We start from the raw sequence: 15,026 nt of genomic DNA, 5'->3' as shown, positions 1-15,026 counted from the left end.
GAGGCGGGGCGGAGGGTGGGCGCGATGAATCGCGCCCCTACCACAGCCGGCAGCGAGGAACGAGCGGGGGTGAGGGCCTCTTGTCCCGCGCCCCCCGCCGCGCTACACATCAGCATCATCACCAGCCCCGCGGGCCCGCCGGTCCTCTCCCCCAAGCCGCTCCGCCATGCTCCCCGACACCGCCGCCGACGACGCCCGCGTCGCCGCTTCGATCGATCACTGGAAGCGCAAGCTGCTGGACCTGAGCAAGCGCAACCGCGCGCTCAACTTCAGGATGACGCGCGTCTCCACCATCGCCGTGGTGGACGAGCGGCCGGCCGAGGTCTTCCACCGCCTCTACCTGGCCGAGAAGCCCATGCGCTTCCGCGCCGCCGTGCCGGAGCCGGAGACCGCAGCCGCCGCGTCCGAGCCGGCAATCCCAGCCGAGCCTGCCGTGACGGAGGCTGGGGTGGAGACGGATGACGAGGCGATGCCGCAGGCGGCGGGGTACGCGCCGTACGAGGCCGCGGCGCTCCACGAGAAGCACCGCGACGACACCCTCCAGACCAGCTCGCCCGCGGACAAGCTGGACCACTCCCTCCGCCGCATCGACGCGCAGGCCATCGAGACCCAGGAAGAGCAGGGGGTCAACACGCTCTTCATGGCGCTCGGGATGCTGCACTACCGCGAGTCCGCCGATTCGGACCAGACGCTGCGCGCGCCGCTCGTCCTGCTGCCGGTCGCTTTGAAGCGCGCCTCAGCGGCCGCCGGGTACACGGTGACGGCCACGGATGACGATCCCATCGTCAACCCCGCCCTCGCCGAGCACCTGCGCCGCGGCTTCGGCGTGGTGCTCCCCGAGCTTCCGGACCCCGCCACCATCGCGGACGACTACGACCTGCAGGCGTTCTTTCAGGCGGTCACGGAGGCAGTGAAGGGGCAGGTGGGGTGGCAGGTGACGACGGAGGTGTACCTGGGCCTCTTTGCCTTCCAGAAGTTCGTGATGTACAAGGACCTGGAGGCGAACGGCCTCGCGTTCGGCACGCACCGGCTCGTGCGGCAGCTCGTCACGCGCAAGGGCGGCGACCTGTCGCAGCTGCCTGAGGACGTGCGCACGATGCAGCTCGACGCCGACTTTCCGCCCGAGCGCACCGCGCAGGTGGTGGACGCGGACGGGAGCCAGCTTCGCGCGATCGCCGCCGTGGCGCGCGGGCACGACCTGGTGCTGGAGGGGCCGCCGGGGACGGGGAAGTCGCAGACCATCACCAACCTGATCGCGCAGGCGCTGGCGGATGGGCGGTCGGTGCTGTTCGTGGCCGAGAAGATGGCCGCCCTCTCCGTGGTGCACGAGCGGATGGTGCGCGCGGGGCTGGGCGAGCTCTGCCTGGAGCTGCACTCCGGCAAGACCAACAAGCGCGCCGTGGTGAAGGAGATCGCGCGCGCCGTCGACGCATCGCTCCAGCGCCCGCGCCCGCCCGAAGGTGCGGCGGCGCGCCTGCCCGCCGTGCGCGGTGCGCTTACGGCGTACACGGAGGCGGTGCACACTCCATTCGGCGCGGCGGGCTTCACCCCGTTCCGCGGCTTCGGAGAGCTGCTCGCGCTGAAAGATGCGCCGCGCGTGCGCCTGGAGCGCCCCATCGACACCGTCACGCGCGAGGAGCTGGACGCCGCCGTTCGCGACCTGGAGGAGCTGGCCCGCGCCGCCGCCGAGACGGGCGACCCCGCACGCCACCCCTGGCGCGACTCCGCGCGCACCTTTTGGCCGGAGGACGACCTGGAATCCGCGCGCGCCATGATCCGCGAGCTGCGCGCCCACCTCGCCGAGGCCGCACGTCTCGCGGGCGAGGTGGCGGCGGGCTTCGGCCTGCCTCCCGTGAAGACGCTGTCGGACGTGGACACGGCGGTGCGCGTGGCCGCCGTCGTCGGTCGCTCGCCGGGCGCGCCGCTGGCCGTGCTGCGCAGCGACGCCTGGAACGCGCCGCCGCGCGAGGCGCTGGAGCTGGCGGCGCTCGGCAGGCGGGTGAAGGAGTTGCGCGAGCGGGTCCTTTCGCGCCTCGGGCCGGACGTGCTCACGGCCGAGCACGGAGACGACGCCGCGTTCATGGAGGCGAAGGAGAGCTCCCCCTTCCGCTTCCTCAACTTCCTCAGCGGCCGCCACCGCATGCTCAAGCGGCGCTGGCTCGCCCTGCGCCTCCCTGGCTACACGGCCACGCTGCTGGAACAGGCGGACGAGATGCGGAAGTCGGACGAGCTGCGGCGCGAGCGTGCCGCGCTGGCGGTGGGTGATGTCCACGGCAGGCAGCTCTTCGGCGCGCTCTGGAACGGCGAAGATTCGGATTGGGAGGCGCTGGAGGGATACGTGCGCTGGGTGGTGGAGTTCCGCGGCGTCTGCGTGGCGCACGGGCTGGATGAAAAGGCCGCCGAGCTGGCTGCGCGCGCCGCGCCGGACGTCTCACTCTCGCAGGCGCTGGCGCGGGCGGCGGAGGGTGCGCGCCAGGCGCTGGCGGGGCTGCGAGTGCGTGCGGAGTGGCCGCTCGACTACCTGGCCGGCGCGCCGCTGGAGGAGCTGATCGCGCGCGCCGCGGCACTTGACGAGGGATGGGTCCTGGCGCCGCGCTGGGCCGCGTTCGAGATGGTGAGGCAGCGCGTGGCGGCTGGAGTGGCGGGGGAGCTGGTCGCACCCGCGCTGGCGGGGGAGGTGGCGTGGACGGATCTCTCTCGCGCATTCCGCCGCGCCTTCCACGCGAAGTGGACGGCCGCCGCGGTGGCGGAGCGCGAGCCGCTGCGCCAGTTCGCCACGCTCACCCACGAGCAGCGCGCCGCCGAGTTCCGCGAGCTGGACGAGGCGGTGCTGCGCGAGAACCGCGACGCGCTGATCGGCCGCATGCGCGAGGCGGTGCAGGCGCGCCTCCGCGAGCCCGCCGCGCGCGAGGGGATGCCCTTCCTTCAGCGCGAGATGGCGAAGGAACGCCGTCACGCCCCGCTGCGCAAGACGCTGCGCTCGGCCGGCGCCGCCATCCGCGCCATCAAGCCGTGCTTCATGATGAGCCCGCTCACCGTGGCGCAGCTGCTGGACGGCGACCGCCCGTCCTTCGACCTGGTGATCTTTGACGAGGCCAGCCAGCTCCCCTCGGAGGACGCGGTGGGCTCCATCGTGCGCGGCGCGCAGCTGGTGGTGGTGGGCGATCCCAAACAGCTCCCGCCCACCAACTTCTTTGCCGTGATGTCCGGCCAGGCGGAGGCCCCCGCGGCCGACGACGGCACCCCCGTCCTGGAAGACACCGAAAGCGTGCTGGAGGAGTTCATGGGCGCGGGCGTCCCCCGCACGCGCCTGCGCTGGCACTACCGCAGCACGCACGAGTCGCTGATCACCTTCTCCAACGTCTCGTTCTACGACGCGGAGCTGCACACCTTCCCCAGCGTGGAGACGGCGACGCACTCCGCCGGGCTGGTGTTCGAGCTGGTGCCGGATGGCGTGTACGAGGGGAAGGGGCTCAACCTGGTGGAGGCGCGCCGTGTGGCCGACGAGGTGGTGCGCCACGCCCGTGAGACGCCCGATCTGTCGCTGGGCGTCGGCACCTTCAACCTTCGCCAGCAGCTCGCCATCCAGGACGAGCTGGAGCTGCGCCGCCGCGAAGACCCGTCGCTGGAGGCCTTTTTCGCGCGCAGCAACACGGAGCCCTTCTTCGTCAAGAACCTGGAGAACATCCAGGGCGACGAGCGCGACGTCATCCTGCTGAGCGTGACCTACGCCCGCGGGCGCGACGGCAAGCTGCGCCACAACTTCGGCCCCATCAACGGCGAGAACGGCTGGCGGCGCCTCAACGTCCTCACCACCCGCGCGCGCCAGCGGATGGTGGTCTTCGCATCCATGCGCGGCGACGACATCAACCCCGCCGCCACCACTTCGCGCGGCGCCGCCCTCCTGCGCGAGTTCCTCCTGTACGCCGAGCACGGCCGCCTGGACAGCGCCACCGCCAGCGCGGCCGCGGACACCGATTCGCCCTTTGAGCGCGAGGTGCTCGCCGAGCTCACGCAGCGCGGGCTCCACCTTCAGCCGCAGGTGGGCGTCGCGGGCTACCGCATCGACTTCGGGGTGATCGACCATGAGGCGCCCGGCCGATACGTCTGCGGAATCGAGTGCGACGGCGTGGCCTACCACTCCTCCGAGACCGCACGCGACCGCGACCGCCTCCGCCAGCAGGTGCTGGAGCGGCGCGGCTGGGAGATCCACCGCATCTGGTCCACCGACTGGTTCAAGGACCGCGAGGGCCAGATCGAGCGCATCCTGCGCAAGGTGGAGGAGTCGCGCACCCGTGCCCGCACCGCCCCCGCGCAGCTGCAAGTCGACCGCATCGTCTCCGCCCCCGAGCCCGCCGAGGAGCCCACGCAGGCAGCCGCACCCGATGACGCCGGTGACGCCCCCGCAAGCATCGCCGCCACGCCGTACCGGATGGCCGACACGACCCCGCGCCACGCCGGCACCGAGCTAGCCGCCGCCCCCGACGCCGAGCTCCTCCGCGCCATCACCGTCGTCGTGGAAGCCGAGGCGCCGCTGCACGTGGACGATCTCGTGTCTCGCGTCGCGGCGATGTGGGACGTGCCGCGCGCCGGGAGCCGGATGGTTGCGCGGGTGATGGACGCGCTCTCCGCGGCCGAACGCGCGGGCCGCGTGCACGTGCGCGGCGACTTCGTGTGGGGCGCGGACGGCGCGGTGACGGTCCGCTCGCGCGCCGGCACCCGCATCCCCGCCGAGCGGATCGCGCCGGAGGAGTATCGCGAGGCCGTCCTTGCCGTCCTGCGCACGGGCGACGGCCTGCCGCGCCGCGAGCTGGCGAGCGAAGTGTGTGGTCTGCTGGGCTTCAGCCGCACCGGCCCGCGCCTGGAGGAAGCCGTCGGCGCCGCCCTCGACGCCCTCCTCGCCGAAGGCACCATCGGCGAGGGCAGCACCGGTGTCCGCCTGCGCGCATAGCCTCTGCGAACAGCGGTTTCACACAGAGACGCAGAGGAAAAGGAGAGGGCACAGAGGACTCCGTGAGTCCCTCCTCCTCTTTTTGTCTTCCTCTGTGTCTCTGTGTGAGGCTGTTTGGGACTACAGGCCGGCCGCGGGGCGCGGCATGCGGAGGCGCGCCTCATCGCCGGACTGGAAGGCGCCGCACTGCGTGAGGACCCGCTGCGCGGCGGCGAGATGGCCGAAGTCCACCGCGGCGGTGAATCGCTGGGCGAAGTCGAGCACCTGGATCAACGCTTTGGGATCGTCCTGATTCGAAAGACGGCGCAGGCCGGCGATGTAGTCTCCCCGGAACGCCGTGGGGATCAGGAGCCGCCGCTGCCCTCCGGAGACCAGCTCCGCGTTCATCATCGCCCGCGCGAGGCGGCCGTTTCCATCATTGAACGGGTGCGTTTCCGATATCAGGAACATCATGTAGACCGCACGATGGAACGGGTCGGGGAGCGACGGCATGATCTCCAGACCCCTGGACATCGTGCCCACCAGCAGCTCGGGATGCACGAAGACCGTGTCGCCGGCGCGATTGACGACCTCCTTGAAGCGGCCCGGCTGCGTCTCTGGCCTGCCGTGCAGGATCGTCTCGTGCCTGGATTCTAGCATCGCACGGAACGCGGGGAAGTCGCGGGCCAGGTCAGCGGCGCTCTGGCCCATCTCGTGGCTGCTGGACACCAGGCGGAACGTCCCCAGGACGTCGTGCGCGTCAGCGGGACGCGCGGCCGGAATGCGGTTCTCGAAGACGATCTCCAGGGCCTCTTCGATCTCGAATTCGGTTCCCTCGATGAAGTTGGAGAAGTAGGCGTCGAAGAACGCTAGATTCTGGAACGAGGGCCCACGGATCACCGGATCCGGGCGATCCACCGAGGGCCAGAGCCGGAGCGCATCGGCGAGGCGCGTGAACCGCTCCAGGCGCACGGCATCGTAGGGCACGCCCGCGGCGCGCGCGATCGCGGTAGGAGCATGCATCCTGGCTTTGCGAGTGCCGAGGAGCGCCCCAACGATCCTATCGAGCTTCGCGTATGCCTCCTGAAGTCCGAGATCCGGTGCGATCGCCCGTGCCCGGTCGCGTATGCTGTTGATCCAGATCTCCCCCTTGAAGGAGAGCCTGCGCTCGAGGATCGTCTCCAGCTCGGTGGTGGAAACGACGGACGCTTCGCTGCTCCGCACCCGCGAGAATCTGAGGCACTCCAGGAGCGCACGCGATTCAGACGCCATGTACAGCGCCCCGAAATAGCCGTTGTCGCCCTCGAGCGGTCCCGGACCCTTGAGGATGCGGACGGTAGCGCCGGGAAGCCGCACGATCCTCTCGTACGCGCCGGTCAGGAATACCGTCCCCCCGGGCGTCGGCTTCTGGGTGAGCGCGGTGCGATGGGAGACGACCGCGCCGGGGAATAGGAGGGCGATCACCTGCCACAGGTTCCTGCCGACGATGATCTCCGGCGCATCGGTCTGGTTCGGCGTGTACAGGCGCGGCCCGATCTTCCGAAGCTCGCCCCGCTTCACCATCCGCCGGACGGCACCGCTCGTTTCCGACGTGCTCACCAGCACTTCCGGTAAACCGCGAGGCGGAGTTTTTGCCACCATGGTGTACCTGCCGGGGCTGAATGCGGATAATCTACAACCTAAGCTACGTTTCTGTACAATCTTTTACAATATAACAGAGTGGCGATGCACACGATGGAAACGTCGAACTCGTTCGCGGACACGCTGGAGACGGAGGACGATGCCACCTACTCGTGGTGGCGTGACACGCACCCGGATGGCTTCGTGCTGGCCGTGCGCGCCCGCCATGCGCCGATTCTCCATCGCGCCGGATGCTCCGAGGTGGACCGCGACCGGCATCCGAAGCGGCTCAAGGCCAAGGGCGCCCGCCAGATCTGCGCGGAGACCAAGTCGGCGCTGCGCAGCTGGCACGGGCGCGAGGTGCCGGAGCACGCGGGGCTGATCGACCGATGCACCAAGTGCGGGCCCTGACCACCTCCACCGGGTAGGCATCATGCGCGCATCATTCCGTCTCGCGGCCGTCGCCGCGCTCGTAGGGCTTCCCCTCGCGGCTTCGGGGCAGGCGCTCCGCAGCGTGTACACCTCGCTCGACACCTCGCGCTGCCGCCTCCTCAGCAGGCACGAGGAGACGGGGGGCACCGTCCATCGCTGCCGCGGCGTGTCCGGGTACGCGCTCCAGGTGGCGGACGACGACAATCGCATGTCCCTGAACGTCGTCACGCCGGCGGGGCGGGTGCAGGAGCTGAATTACTGGGGCGTCATCACCGGCAACTTCTCCACCCTGGGCCCGCGCGCGGAATGGCGGATGCGCGGCGAGCGGCCCATCGCGCTGATCGTGCGGGTCAACGCCAACGAGGACCCCTCCAATCCGGAGCGGACCACGTCGTACCTGGCCGTCGCCAGGGTGTCGGTGCGGGGGAGCTGCGTGACGGACCGCATCCGGCCCAGCGCCAACGCCAACGAGCTGGCCCGCCGCGCCGCGGACCGGTCAGCGGGGCGGCCGTGTCTGGCGCGCCGGCCGTGAGGCTCATGCGCGCGGTGCTTCTGCTGGCCACGCTTGGCGCCGTGCCGCTGACCGCGCAGAGCCGGCCGGCCGCGGAGGTCAATGCGGACAGCGTTAGCCTGGAGGGCCGCGCGCGCGCCTTCTTCCACCAGGTTCGGGAGGAATCGCGTCCAGGGACGGCCGCGTTCTTCCCGCGGCGCGGCGGCTGGAGCTGGGTCAGCAGCAGGCCGCAACCGGACGGCAGCATGCGCGCTGGAGTGTGGCGGTTTCGCGCGGAAGAAGCGCTCCCGGCCATGAGCGCGGGCGGACCGCTGTGCGGTACGTTCGGCGGCAGGTACGGGCACTACGGACCCGTCGAGACCGTGTTCGGGATGCAGGTGCGGATGCACCGCGAGCCCTGGCGCCGGGTACGCGGCAACCGGTTCGTTCCGCACGGGGGGCCGGACGACGCGCCGACGTTCGTGGAATGGAGGCGGGAGGACGGCCGCTGGGTGGTGTCCGCGTTCGGCGATCGGAGCCACTACATCTACCAGCCCCGCATGCTGGGAGAGCCTCGTGGGATGATCGTGCGGGATCTCGTCGTCACTCCATCGCCGCCCCGGTATGCCGCTGAAACGGAGTGGTTCAGGAACAACCAGCCGATCACGCTGGGACGGACCCGCTTCATCAAGTACGGCCGACCACGCCCGATCGACCCGGCCGAGCTGTCGCGGATCGGTCTCCTGGGGCAGGTGGTGATCTATAGCGAACGGGGGAAGGCGAAAAGGCCCGATGTGCTCTACGTGCCATTGGAAGCCTCAACCTTTCAGCCGTATGAGAATACCGCGGTGTCGCTGCCCTGCAGCTAGGGTGCGGCTGAACTTCTGACGAGACGGATGCAGAGATGAGCGGGACCGGGCAGTTCCCCGCCGAGACGAGCGCGACCGGCGAGTTCGTGCGGCAGAAGTACTCGATCCGCGATCGGATCACGGCCGATGGATCGTCCGGCTTTCCCGCGGAGGCGGGGCGGTATCACCTGTACGTGTCGCTGGCGTGCCCGTGGGCGCACAGGGCCATCATCGTGCGCCGGCTGCTCGGGCTGGAGGACGTCATCTCCATGACCGTGGTCGATCCGGTGCGCGACGAGCGGGGGTGGGCCTTTCGCGACGGGCCGGGCCATTCGGTGGACGGGGTGTGCGGCTTCCAGTTCCTGTCCGAGGCCTACCTGCTGACCGATCCGGAGTACACCGGGCGCTACACCGTGCCCTGCATCTGGGACCGCGAGACGAAGCGCCTCGTCACCAACAACTATCCGGACATCACCATCGACTTCGAGACGCAGTTCGGCGCGTTCCAGAAGCCGGACGCGCCCGACCTGTATCCCGTCGCGCTGCGCGAGGAGATCGACGAGGTGAATGAGCTGGTGTACCAGGGCGTGAACAACGGGGTGTACCGCACGGGGTTCGCCGCGTCGCAGGAGGCGTACGACGCGGCCGTGCACACGCTCTTTGCGCGGCTGGACTGGCTGGAGGAGCGGCTGGCCGGGCAGCGCTACCTGGTCGGCGGGCAGCTCACCGAGGCGGACGTCCGGCTGTTCACGACGCTGGCGCGCTTCGACGCCGTCTACGTGGGCCACTTCAAGTGCAACCTGCGCCGCCTGGTGGACTATCCCAACCTGTGGGGGTACGCCCGCGACCTGTACCAGCGCCCCGAGTTCGGCGAGTCGGTGAACTTCGACCACATCAAGCGGCACTACTACATGACGCACGAGCAGCTCAACCCGTCGCGCATCGTGCCGGCCGGCCCGCTGAACGACTGGATGGCGCCTCACGGGCGCGAGGGTCTCGGCGTATGAGCGGCGTGACCGTCCATGACGCGCGCCCCGGCGACCGTGAGACGATCCGCGCGCTGACGCTGACCGCGTACTCGGAGCTGGCCAGCGTGATGGCGCCGGCCGCATGGGCGGGGCTCGACGGGGCCGTCCGCGCCGCGCTCGAAGTCGAAGGCGAGGGAGTGGAGCGCATCGTGGCGGAGCGGGGTGGCGAGATCGTGGGGAGCGTGATGCTGTACGCGCATTCCGCGGATGCGTACGGCGGGCTGGTGAAGCGGGCGGGCTGGCCCGAGCTGCGGCTGCTGGCGGTGGCGCCCACGGCGCGCGGAGCCGGCTTGGGCCAGGCGCTGGTGGACGAGTGCGTGCGCCGCGCCCGCGAGTCCGGCGCCCGCGAGCTGGGGCTCCACACCTCCGAGAGCCTCCGCGCCGCCGTTCGCATGTACGAGCGGATGGGCTTCGAGCGCGCCCCCGAGTACGACTTCCGCCCGCCCGGCGCCGAGCTGGTGATGGCGTACCGGCTTCCGCTCGACGGGCGCTAACTCCGCCGCGGAGCGATTTCTGCCGGGGGCGATCCGGCAAAGCGCGCATCCACACGGGGGGCAGCCATGTTCCGACAGAGCAGCGAAGAAGAGTACGAGCGGGCGTGCGAGGCGGGGACGCGGCACCTGTTCGCGCTGGGTCACTTCGAGTTCCGCGACGCGCTGGATGGCGAGGGCGAGCTTCACCACTTCGTCCTGGACTCCAGCGAGACGGAGGGCGCGCCGGGGGTCTTTGAGACGGACCAGCTGGCGATGTACGAGTTCATGGCCCGCTTCCTGGCCGGGGAGTACGAGAAGCGCGAGTACCGCCTGGAGCGCTCCCCCGCGCAGGACGCGCTCCTGGACACGCTCGAGATCGCCGCCGCCCGCGCCCGCGGCGGCGAGACGACGTTCGTGTTCGACGACCTGGATGCGGCGGTGGAGTGGGACGAGGAGGAGGAGCCGTAGGGCAGACCCCTCACCCCCCCGGCCCCCCTCTCCCAAACTGCTGGGAGAGGGGGGAGATCGCGGCCTTCCGGTGCCCGCGCCGGCGCAGCAAAACGCGCAGATCCGTAGGGGCGCGATTTATCGCGCCCGTGCCCAATGCCGCGCCGACATTCGGCTTTCTCGCACCGCCACCTCGTAGGGGAAGCCCCGCGTGGCTGCCCGTGCTCGCCCCGTTCCCGATGATCGGCGCGTCGACATCAGACAGCGGCCCCTCCCGCGTCGGCGCGGGAGGGGCCTCGTGTCTCATAGTGGCGCGTTATGCCTCCGCCACGTCCTCGTCATCCACCTCGTCGTCCTCGTCATCCGCGCCTTCGGACGGGTCAAAGGGGAAAATCAGGGAGTTGCGCACGGGGTGATATCGCGCACCGAACGCCTTGGCCTCGACCAGCGCCTCCTGCTTCGCCAGCCCCTTCTCCACGATCTCCTGGATGATGGCGTCCGTGAGCGGGACACTGCCTTCCAGCTTCTCATCGCTCATCGCTCCCCCTCGCGTAGGAAGAAGTGCGTGAGTGCGTCAGTGCGTTAGTATCCGCCAATCACCAGCGCACTTACGCACTGACGCACTCACGCACCGCTGTTCCACCAGGCACTTGGCACTGAGCACTTGGCACTTCCGTTCATTTCAACGGACACCTCAACACCGACATCGTCCCCGGCACATGCCGGCCGTGGCCCTCGCTCACCAGCGCCACGGTGCCGTCGTCCGCGAGGGCGACGCCTTCGCCCTGGGCCTCGCCGAGGGGGATGAGGTCGGTGCGGCGCAGGGGGGCGGGCGGGGCGGGCGAATTGCCCACCAGGTCTGCGGTGCGGTACACGTTCACCAGGCTGTACGTGCGCACCGCCACGAAGCGCCCGTCCGGCGACGCGCTGGCGCCGGTCACGCGGTCGCCCGGCTGCGATGGGGTGGGGGCGAGCTGGCGGACGTGCACCAGCGTCGCGGGGACGCCCTCGCGGAGCGGCGTGGGCCAGCGGAAGAGGTCCACGGCGGTGCGGGTCCCCTTGCTGATCAGGTACACCTCGCCGCCGGGGAGCACGAAGATCGCCTCCGCGTCGCGCCCGCGGCCGTCGGGGAAGCGCGCGGTGTAAGTACGCACCGGGCCGACCCGCTCGCCGGCGGCGCTCGGCTCGGGGGCGACGAGGAGCGCCAGAGGCTCGCTGCCGCGGCTGTTGTCGCCGATGTCGGCCATGTAGACGCAGCTCCCCTCCGCGCAGGGGCCCACCGCCATGTCCTCCCAGTCGCGCATGCCCACGCCGACCGGGAAGGTGGCCACCTCGTGCCCCGTGGCGTCCAGGCCGAACAGCTCGGGCTGGTGGCCGCTGTCGTTGTGCGTCCAGAGCACGCCGCGGAGGGTGCGGCTGAACGCGACGCCGCTCGCCTCCTTTACGTCCTCCGGAAGGGTGAGGTCGCGCGCCTCGATCCGGCAGCCCTCCTCGGCCGCCGTCTCCTCCGCGCCGCCGCCGCCGCCCTCCGAGCAGGCGGCGACGATGGCGAAAAGGGGGAGCATCCGCCGCGGGATGGGCATCAGTCCGTGAGGATGGGGACGCGGGCGCCGGCGGGGGCCGCGTCGCGAGGCGGGGTGTCGGGGCGCTGGTAGTACGTGCCGTCCGGCCCCAGCTCCCAGGCGTACGGATCCTCCAGCTGCGCGGCGAGGATGGCGTCCAGCCGAGCGCGGTGCGCCGGGTCGCGGATGGGGGCCACCACCTCCACGCGGCGGCTCAGGTTGCGCGTGCGCCAGTCCGCCGAGCCGATGAAGTACTCCGGATCGCCCGCGTTGGCGAAGCGAAAGATGCGCGCGTGCTCCAGGTAGCGCCCCAGGATGCTGAGCACGCGGATGTTGTCCGACAGCCCGCGCACCCCCGGCCGCAGCGAGCAGAGCGAGCGGACGATGAGGTCCACCTGGACCCCCGCCTGCGAGGCGCGGTAGAGTGCGGCGATCATCTCGCGGTCCGCAAGGCCGTTGAACTTGGCCTGGATGTGCCCGCCGCGGCCCGCGCGCGCGTGCTCCGACTCGCGCGCGATCATCTCCAGGAAGCGGCGCCGCATGTTGTAGGGCGCCACCAGCAGGTGCTTGAAGACCGGCGTGCCGCCCGCGCCGGAGAGGATGTTGAAGAGCTCGTTGACGTCCTCCCCCAGCCCCAGGTCGGCGGAGAGGATGCCCAGGTCGGTGTACGCGGCGGCGGTGGTGGCGTTCAGGTTGCCGGTGCCCACGTAGGCGTAGCGGCGCACCCCCGCCGTCTCTCGCCGCACCACCAGCGCGACCTTGGCGTGCACCTTGAGCCCCGGTATGCCGTAGATCACGTGGATGCCGTGCGCCCGCAGGTGGCGCGCCCACTCGATGTTGCTCTCCTCGTCGAAGCGCGCCGTCAGCTCCACCAGCGCCACCACCTGCTTGCCGCGCGCGCTGGCCTTGCGCATCGCCTCCACCAGCCGCGACTTACGGTTGGTGCGGTAGAGCGCGAGCTTGATGGCAAGCACGTCCGGGTCCTCGGCGGCTTCCAGGACGAAGCGCTCCACCGTGGCCTCGAACGAGTCCTCGGGGAAGGAGACCAGCACCTCCCCTTCCTTGAGCACGTCGAAGATCGGCCGGTCCGCCGTTATGGGCGCGGTGTGCTCGGGGGCGGGCGGGTAGTGGAGCCCGGGCTCGTCCACCACGTCCAGCTCGCGGACGGCGCGCAGGTCGATGGGCTGCGGAAGCGAGTACAGGTCGCCCTCGCCCAGCGCGCTCACCCGCTCCGGCACCTCGTACTGCAGCTCGCGCAGGAGGATGTCGCGCATCCGCGGCGGCATCTCGGTCTCCACCTCCAGGCGCACCACGGGGCGGAAGCGGCGCTGCCTCACCTCTTCCTGCACCGCGTTGAGGAGGTCGGCGGCGGAGCGGTCGTGCAGGTTGAGCTCCGCGCTGCGCGTGACGCGAAAGGTGGATGCCACCTCCACTTCGACGCCGGGGTAGAGGCGCGGAAGGGCGCCGCGCACCAGCGCCTCCAGCGGCAGGAACCGCCCGTCGCCCGGGAGCGGGATGAAGCGCGGAAGGCCGTCCGGGAGCTCCACGATCCCCAGCCGTTCCGTCCCCGTCATCGGCTCGCGCAGGATGGCGGCGACGGCGGGGCGCAGGTTGCGGATGTGCGGAAAGGGGTGCCCCGGACCCGCGGCCAGCGGGGTGAGCACGGCGTGCACGCTCCCCTCGTAGTAGCCGCGCAGGAAGTCGTCGTCCTCAGGGGTCAGCGCGTCCGGCTCCACGATGACGACGCCGTGCTCGCGCAACGCGGGAAGCAGCTCCGTGTGCAGCACGCGGTACGACGATTCCGCCAGGCGGCGGGCGCGAATGCCGATGGCGTCCAGCTGCTGCTCCGGGGTCACGCCGTCCATCGTGCGCTTGGTGCTCCCCTCAGAGACCTGGCGCTTGAAGCCGGAGACGCGGACGCGAAAGAACTCGTCCATGTTGGCGCCGAAGATGGAGACGAAGCGCACCCGCTCCATCAGCGGCACCCGCTCGTCCATCGCCAGCGCCAGCACGCGGCGGTTGAAGGCGAGGAGGCTCAGCTCCATGTTCAGCAGCGCGCCGGAGGGAAGCTCCGCCGGGTCGCCCGTCTCCAGCTCCATCTCCACGTCGGGAATGGAGCGCAGGATGTGCGGCGCGGCGGCCTCCGTGCGCCGGATCTCCGCCTCCAGCGGCAGCTCGCTGCGCGCGAGGACGTGCAGGGCGGCCAGCGTCGCGTCGTCGCGCAGGGCGGGGGAGCCCACCATCTGCAGGAGCTCGCCCAGCGGCAGGTGCAGCACCGCCGTGCCCAGCGCGGGGAGCGGCCCGGCGAGCCCCTCCGCCAGCCACACCTCCGTGGCGGGGCGCCGCACCGATCCCGGCGCGGTGCCCACCAGGCGGACGCGCGCGGCGGGGTGGTCAAAGGTCTCGCGCAGCACGCGGCGGCAGGTCTCCTCGCCAGTTCCCTCGCCGGTGGGGAGGCGCAGCAGGCGGCCCTCGTTGCGCAGCGCCACCCGCCCCTCGTCGAACGCCACCACGGCCACCCGCCGCGACGCGCGCACGGCCTCCTCCAGCCAGTCGACCTCCTCTTCGGCCAGGGTGCGGCGGGCGCGGGTGGGGAGCGGATCGGTTACGGGGTCGAGGCCGTACTCCAGCTCCAGGGCGCGCAGCAGCTTCTTGCGCCCCTTGGCGTCGCGGTCCACGCGGATCTCCACCTCCGCCAGCTCGGCGGAGAGGTCGGCCTCGCGCACGGTCATGTCGTCGCAGAACACCTCGGCGCGCGCCTGGTCGTCGCGGCGCACGCGGCGGATGCGGCGGCGCGTCTCCACCTCCATCCAGGGGACGAGGCGGTCCGGCTCCACCAGCGCGCGCAGCAGCCGGCCGTGCTCCGTGTCGCCTGCGAATAGGTCGCGCGGCTCCACGTCCGGCCCCACCTCCAGCGCGCGGCGCAGCGGCGCGTCCGGGAGGACGCCCTCGGCGCCGGCGTCGTGCACCTCGACGGCCAGCGACTGCGTGCCGTTCTCCTCGACGCGCACCCGCACCCACGCCCCGCGCCGCTCCAGGTCGCCCTCGGGGGTGTCGAAGAAGACCTCGCGAAAGAAGCAGGTCTCCGCCTGCCCGCCGCGCAGCCCGTCCGGCAGCGTTTCGGTGGCGATGCGGTCCAGCACGTCGCGTCCGCGCGCGGTGAAGCGGACCCCGGGCTGGGCGGTCATCGGGGGGA

General features: G+C 71.2%; 11 protein-coding genes. 7 read left to right on the top strand and 4 right to left on the bottom strand.

The window, feature by feature from the left end:
* The first annotated feature begins 166 nt into the window (after positions 1 to 166).
* Complete coding sequence (locus VF584_03960) at positions 167 to 4,951, top strand: DUF3320 domain-containing protein (GenBank protein HEX8209321.1); 4,785 nt, start codon at positions 167 to 169, stop codon at positions 4,949 to 4,951.
* A 120-nt stretch (positions 4,952 to 5,071) separates the two neighbouring features.
* On the opposite strand, the gene VF584_03955 is transcribed toward VF584_03960, so the two are convergent.
* Entirely contained in the window at positions 5,072 to 6,529 is a 1,458-nt protein-coding gene (locus VF584_03955) for a Fic family protein (protein HEX8209320.1), read from the bottom strand.
* 135 nt (positions 6,530 to 6,664) lie between these two features.
* On the opposite strand from VF584_03955, the gene VF584_03950 reads away from it, so the two are divergent.
* The 6 genes from VF584_03950 to VF584_03925 all read left to right on the top strand — a co-directional run bounded on the left by VF584_03950 (position 6,665) and on the right by VF584_03925 (position 10,289).
* Positions 6,665 to 6,961, top strand: a complete 297-nt coding sequence (locus tag VF584_03950) for a hypothetical protein (protein ID HEX8209319.1) — start codon at positions 6,665 to 6,667, stop codon at positions 6,959 to 6,961.
* A 22-nt stretch (positions 6,962 to 6,983) separates the two neighbouring features.
* Positions 6,984 to 7,514, top strand: a complete 531-nt coding sequence (locus tag VF584_03945; protein HEX8209318.1) for a hypothetical protein — start codon at positions 6,984 to 6,986, stop codon at positions 7,512 to 7,514.
* Between the two features lie 5 nt (positions 7,515 to 7,519).
* Entirely contained in the window at positions 7,520 to 8,341 is an 822-nt protein-coding gene (locus VF584_03940) for a hypothetical protein (GenBank protein ID HEX8209317.1), read from the top strand.
* 35 nt (positions 8,342 to 8,376) lie between these two features.
* Positions 8,377 to 9,327 (top strand): glutathione S-transferase family protein, encoded by a 951-nt coding sequence (locus VF584_03935; GenBank protein HEX8209316.1) that lies wholly within the window; start codon positions 8,377 to 8,379, stop codon positions 9,325 to 9,327.
* A complete protein-coding gene (locus VF584_03930; protein HEX8209315.1) occupies positions 9,324 to 9,842 on the top strand; it encodes a GNAT family N-acetyltransferase in 519 nt (172 codons plus the stop codon). Before VF584_03935 ends, VF584_03930 begins: the two co-directional genes overlap by 4 nt.
* 66 nt (positions 9,843 to 9,908) lie before the next feature.
* On the top strand, positions 9,909 to 10,289 hold the full coding sequence (locus tag VF584_03925; GenBank protein ID HEX8209314.1) for a hypothetical protein: 381 nt from the start codon (positions 9,909 to 9,911) through the stop codon (positions 10,287 to 10,289).
* Positions 10,290 to 10,584: 295 nt separating this feature from the next.
* Here VF584_03925 and VF584_03920 read toward each other — a convergent pair whose 3' ends face one another.
* The 3 genes from VF584_03920 to ppk1 form a co-directional block, all read right to left on the bottom strand.
* Positions 10,585 to 10,806 (bottom strand): hypothetical protein, encoded by a 222-nt coding sequence (locus tag VF584_03920; GenBank protein ID HEX8209313.1) that lies wholly within the window; start codon positions 10,804 to 10,806, stop codon positions 10,585 to 10,587.
* A gap of 139 nt (positions 10,807 to 10,945) precedes the next feature.
* Complete coding sequence (locus VF584_03915) at positions 10,946 to 11,851, bottom strand: hypothetical protein (protein HEX8209312.1); 906 nt, start codon at positions 11,849 to 11,851, stop codon at positions 10,946 to 10,948.
* Positions 11,851 to 15,018 (bottom strand): polyphosphate kinase 1, encoded by a 3,168-nt coding sequence (gene ppk1 / locus VF584_03910; protein HEX8209311.1) that lies wholly within the window; start codon positions 15,016 to 15,018, stop codon positions 11,851 to 11,853. The genes VF584_03915 and ppk1 overlap by 1 nt, the downstream gene beginning before the upstream one ends.
* Positions 15,019 to 15,026: the final 8 nt, after the last annotated feature.

This window comes from Longimicrobium sp., assembly GCA_036389135.1.
Lineage (GTDB): Bacteria > Gemmatimonadota > Gemmatimonadetes > Longimicrobiales > Longimicrobiaceae > Longimicrobium.
Note: the sequence above shows the minus strand (reverse complement) of the source record. Positions and strands in the feature narration are given on the sequence as shown.

Bases quoted from the DNA above. Each gene is read 5' to 3' on its own strand.
- VF584_03960 (HEX8209321.1), top strand. From the start codon at position 167: ATGCTCCCCGACACCGCCGCCGACGACGCCCGCGTCGCCGCTTCGATC.
- VF584_03950 (HEX8209319.1), top strand. From the start codon at position 6,665: ATGGAAACGTCGAACTCGTTCGCGGACACGCTGGAGACGGAGGACGAT.
- VF584_03945 (HEX8209318.1), top strand. From the start codon at position 6,984: ATGCGCGCATCATTCCGTCTCGCGGCCGTCGCCGCGCTCGTAGGGCTT.
- VF584_03940 (HEX8209317.1), top strand. From the start codon at position 7,520: ATGCGCGCGGTGCTTCTGCTGGCCACGCTTGGCGCCGTGCCGCTGACC.
- VF584_03935 (HEX8209316.1), top strand. From the start codon at position 8,377: ATGAGCGGGACCGGGCAGTTCCCCGCCGAGACGAGCGCGACCGGCGAG.
- VF584_03930 (HEX8209315.1), top strand. From the start codon at position 9,324: ATGAGCGGCGTGACCGTCCATGACGCGCGCCCCGGCGACCGTGAGACG.
- VF584_03925 (HEX8209314.1), top strand. From the start codon at position 9,909: ATGTTCCGACAGAGCAGCGAAGAAGAGTACGAGCGGGCGTGCGAGGCG.
- VF584_03920 (HEX8209313.1), bottom strand. From the start codon at position 10,806: ATGAGCGATGAGAAGCTGGAAGGCAGTGTCCCGCTCACGGACGCCATC.
- VF584_03915 (HEX8209312.1), bottom strand. From the start codon at position 11,851: ATGCCCATCCCGCGGCGGATGCTCCCCCTTTTCGCCATCGTCGCCGCC.
- ppk1 (HEX8209311.1), bottom strand. From the start codon at position 15,018: ATGACCGCCCAGCCCGGGGTCCGCTTCACCGCGCGCGGACGCGACGTG.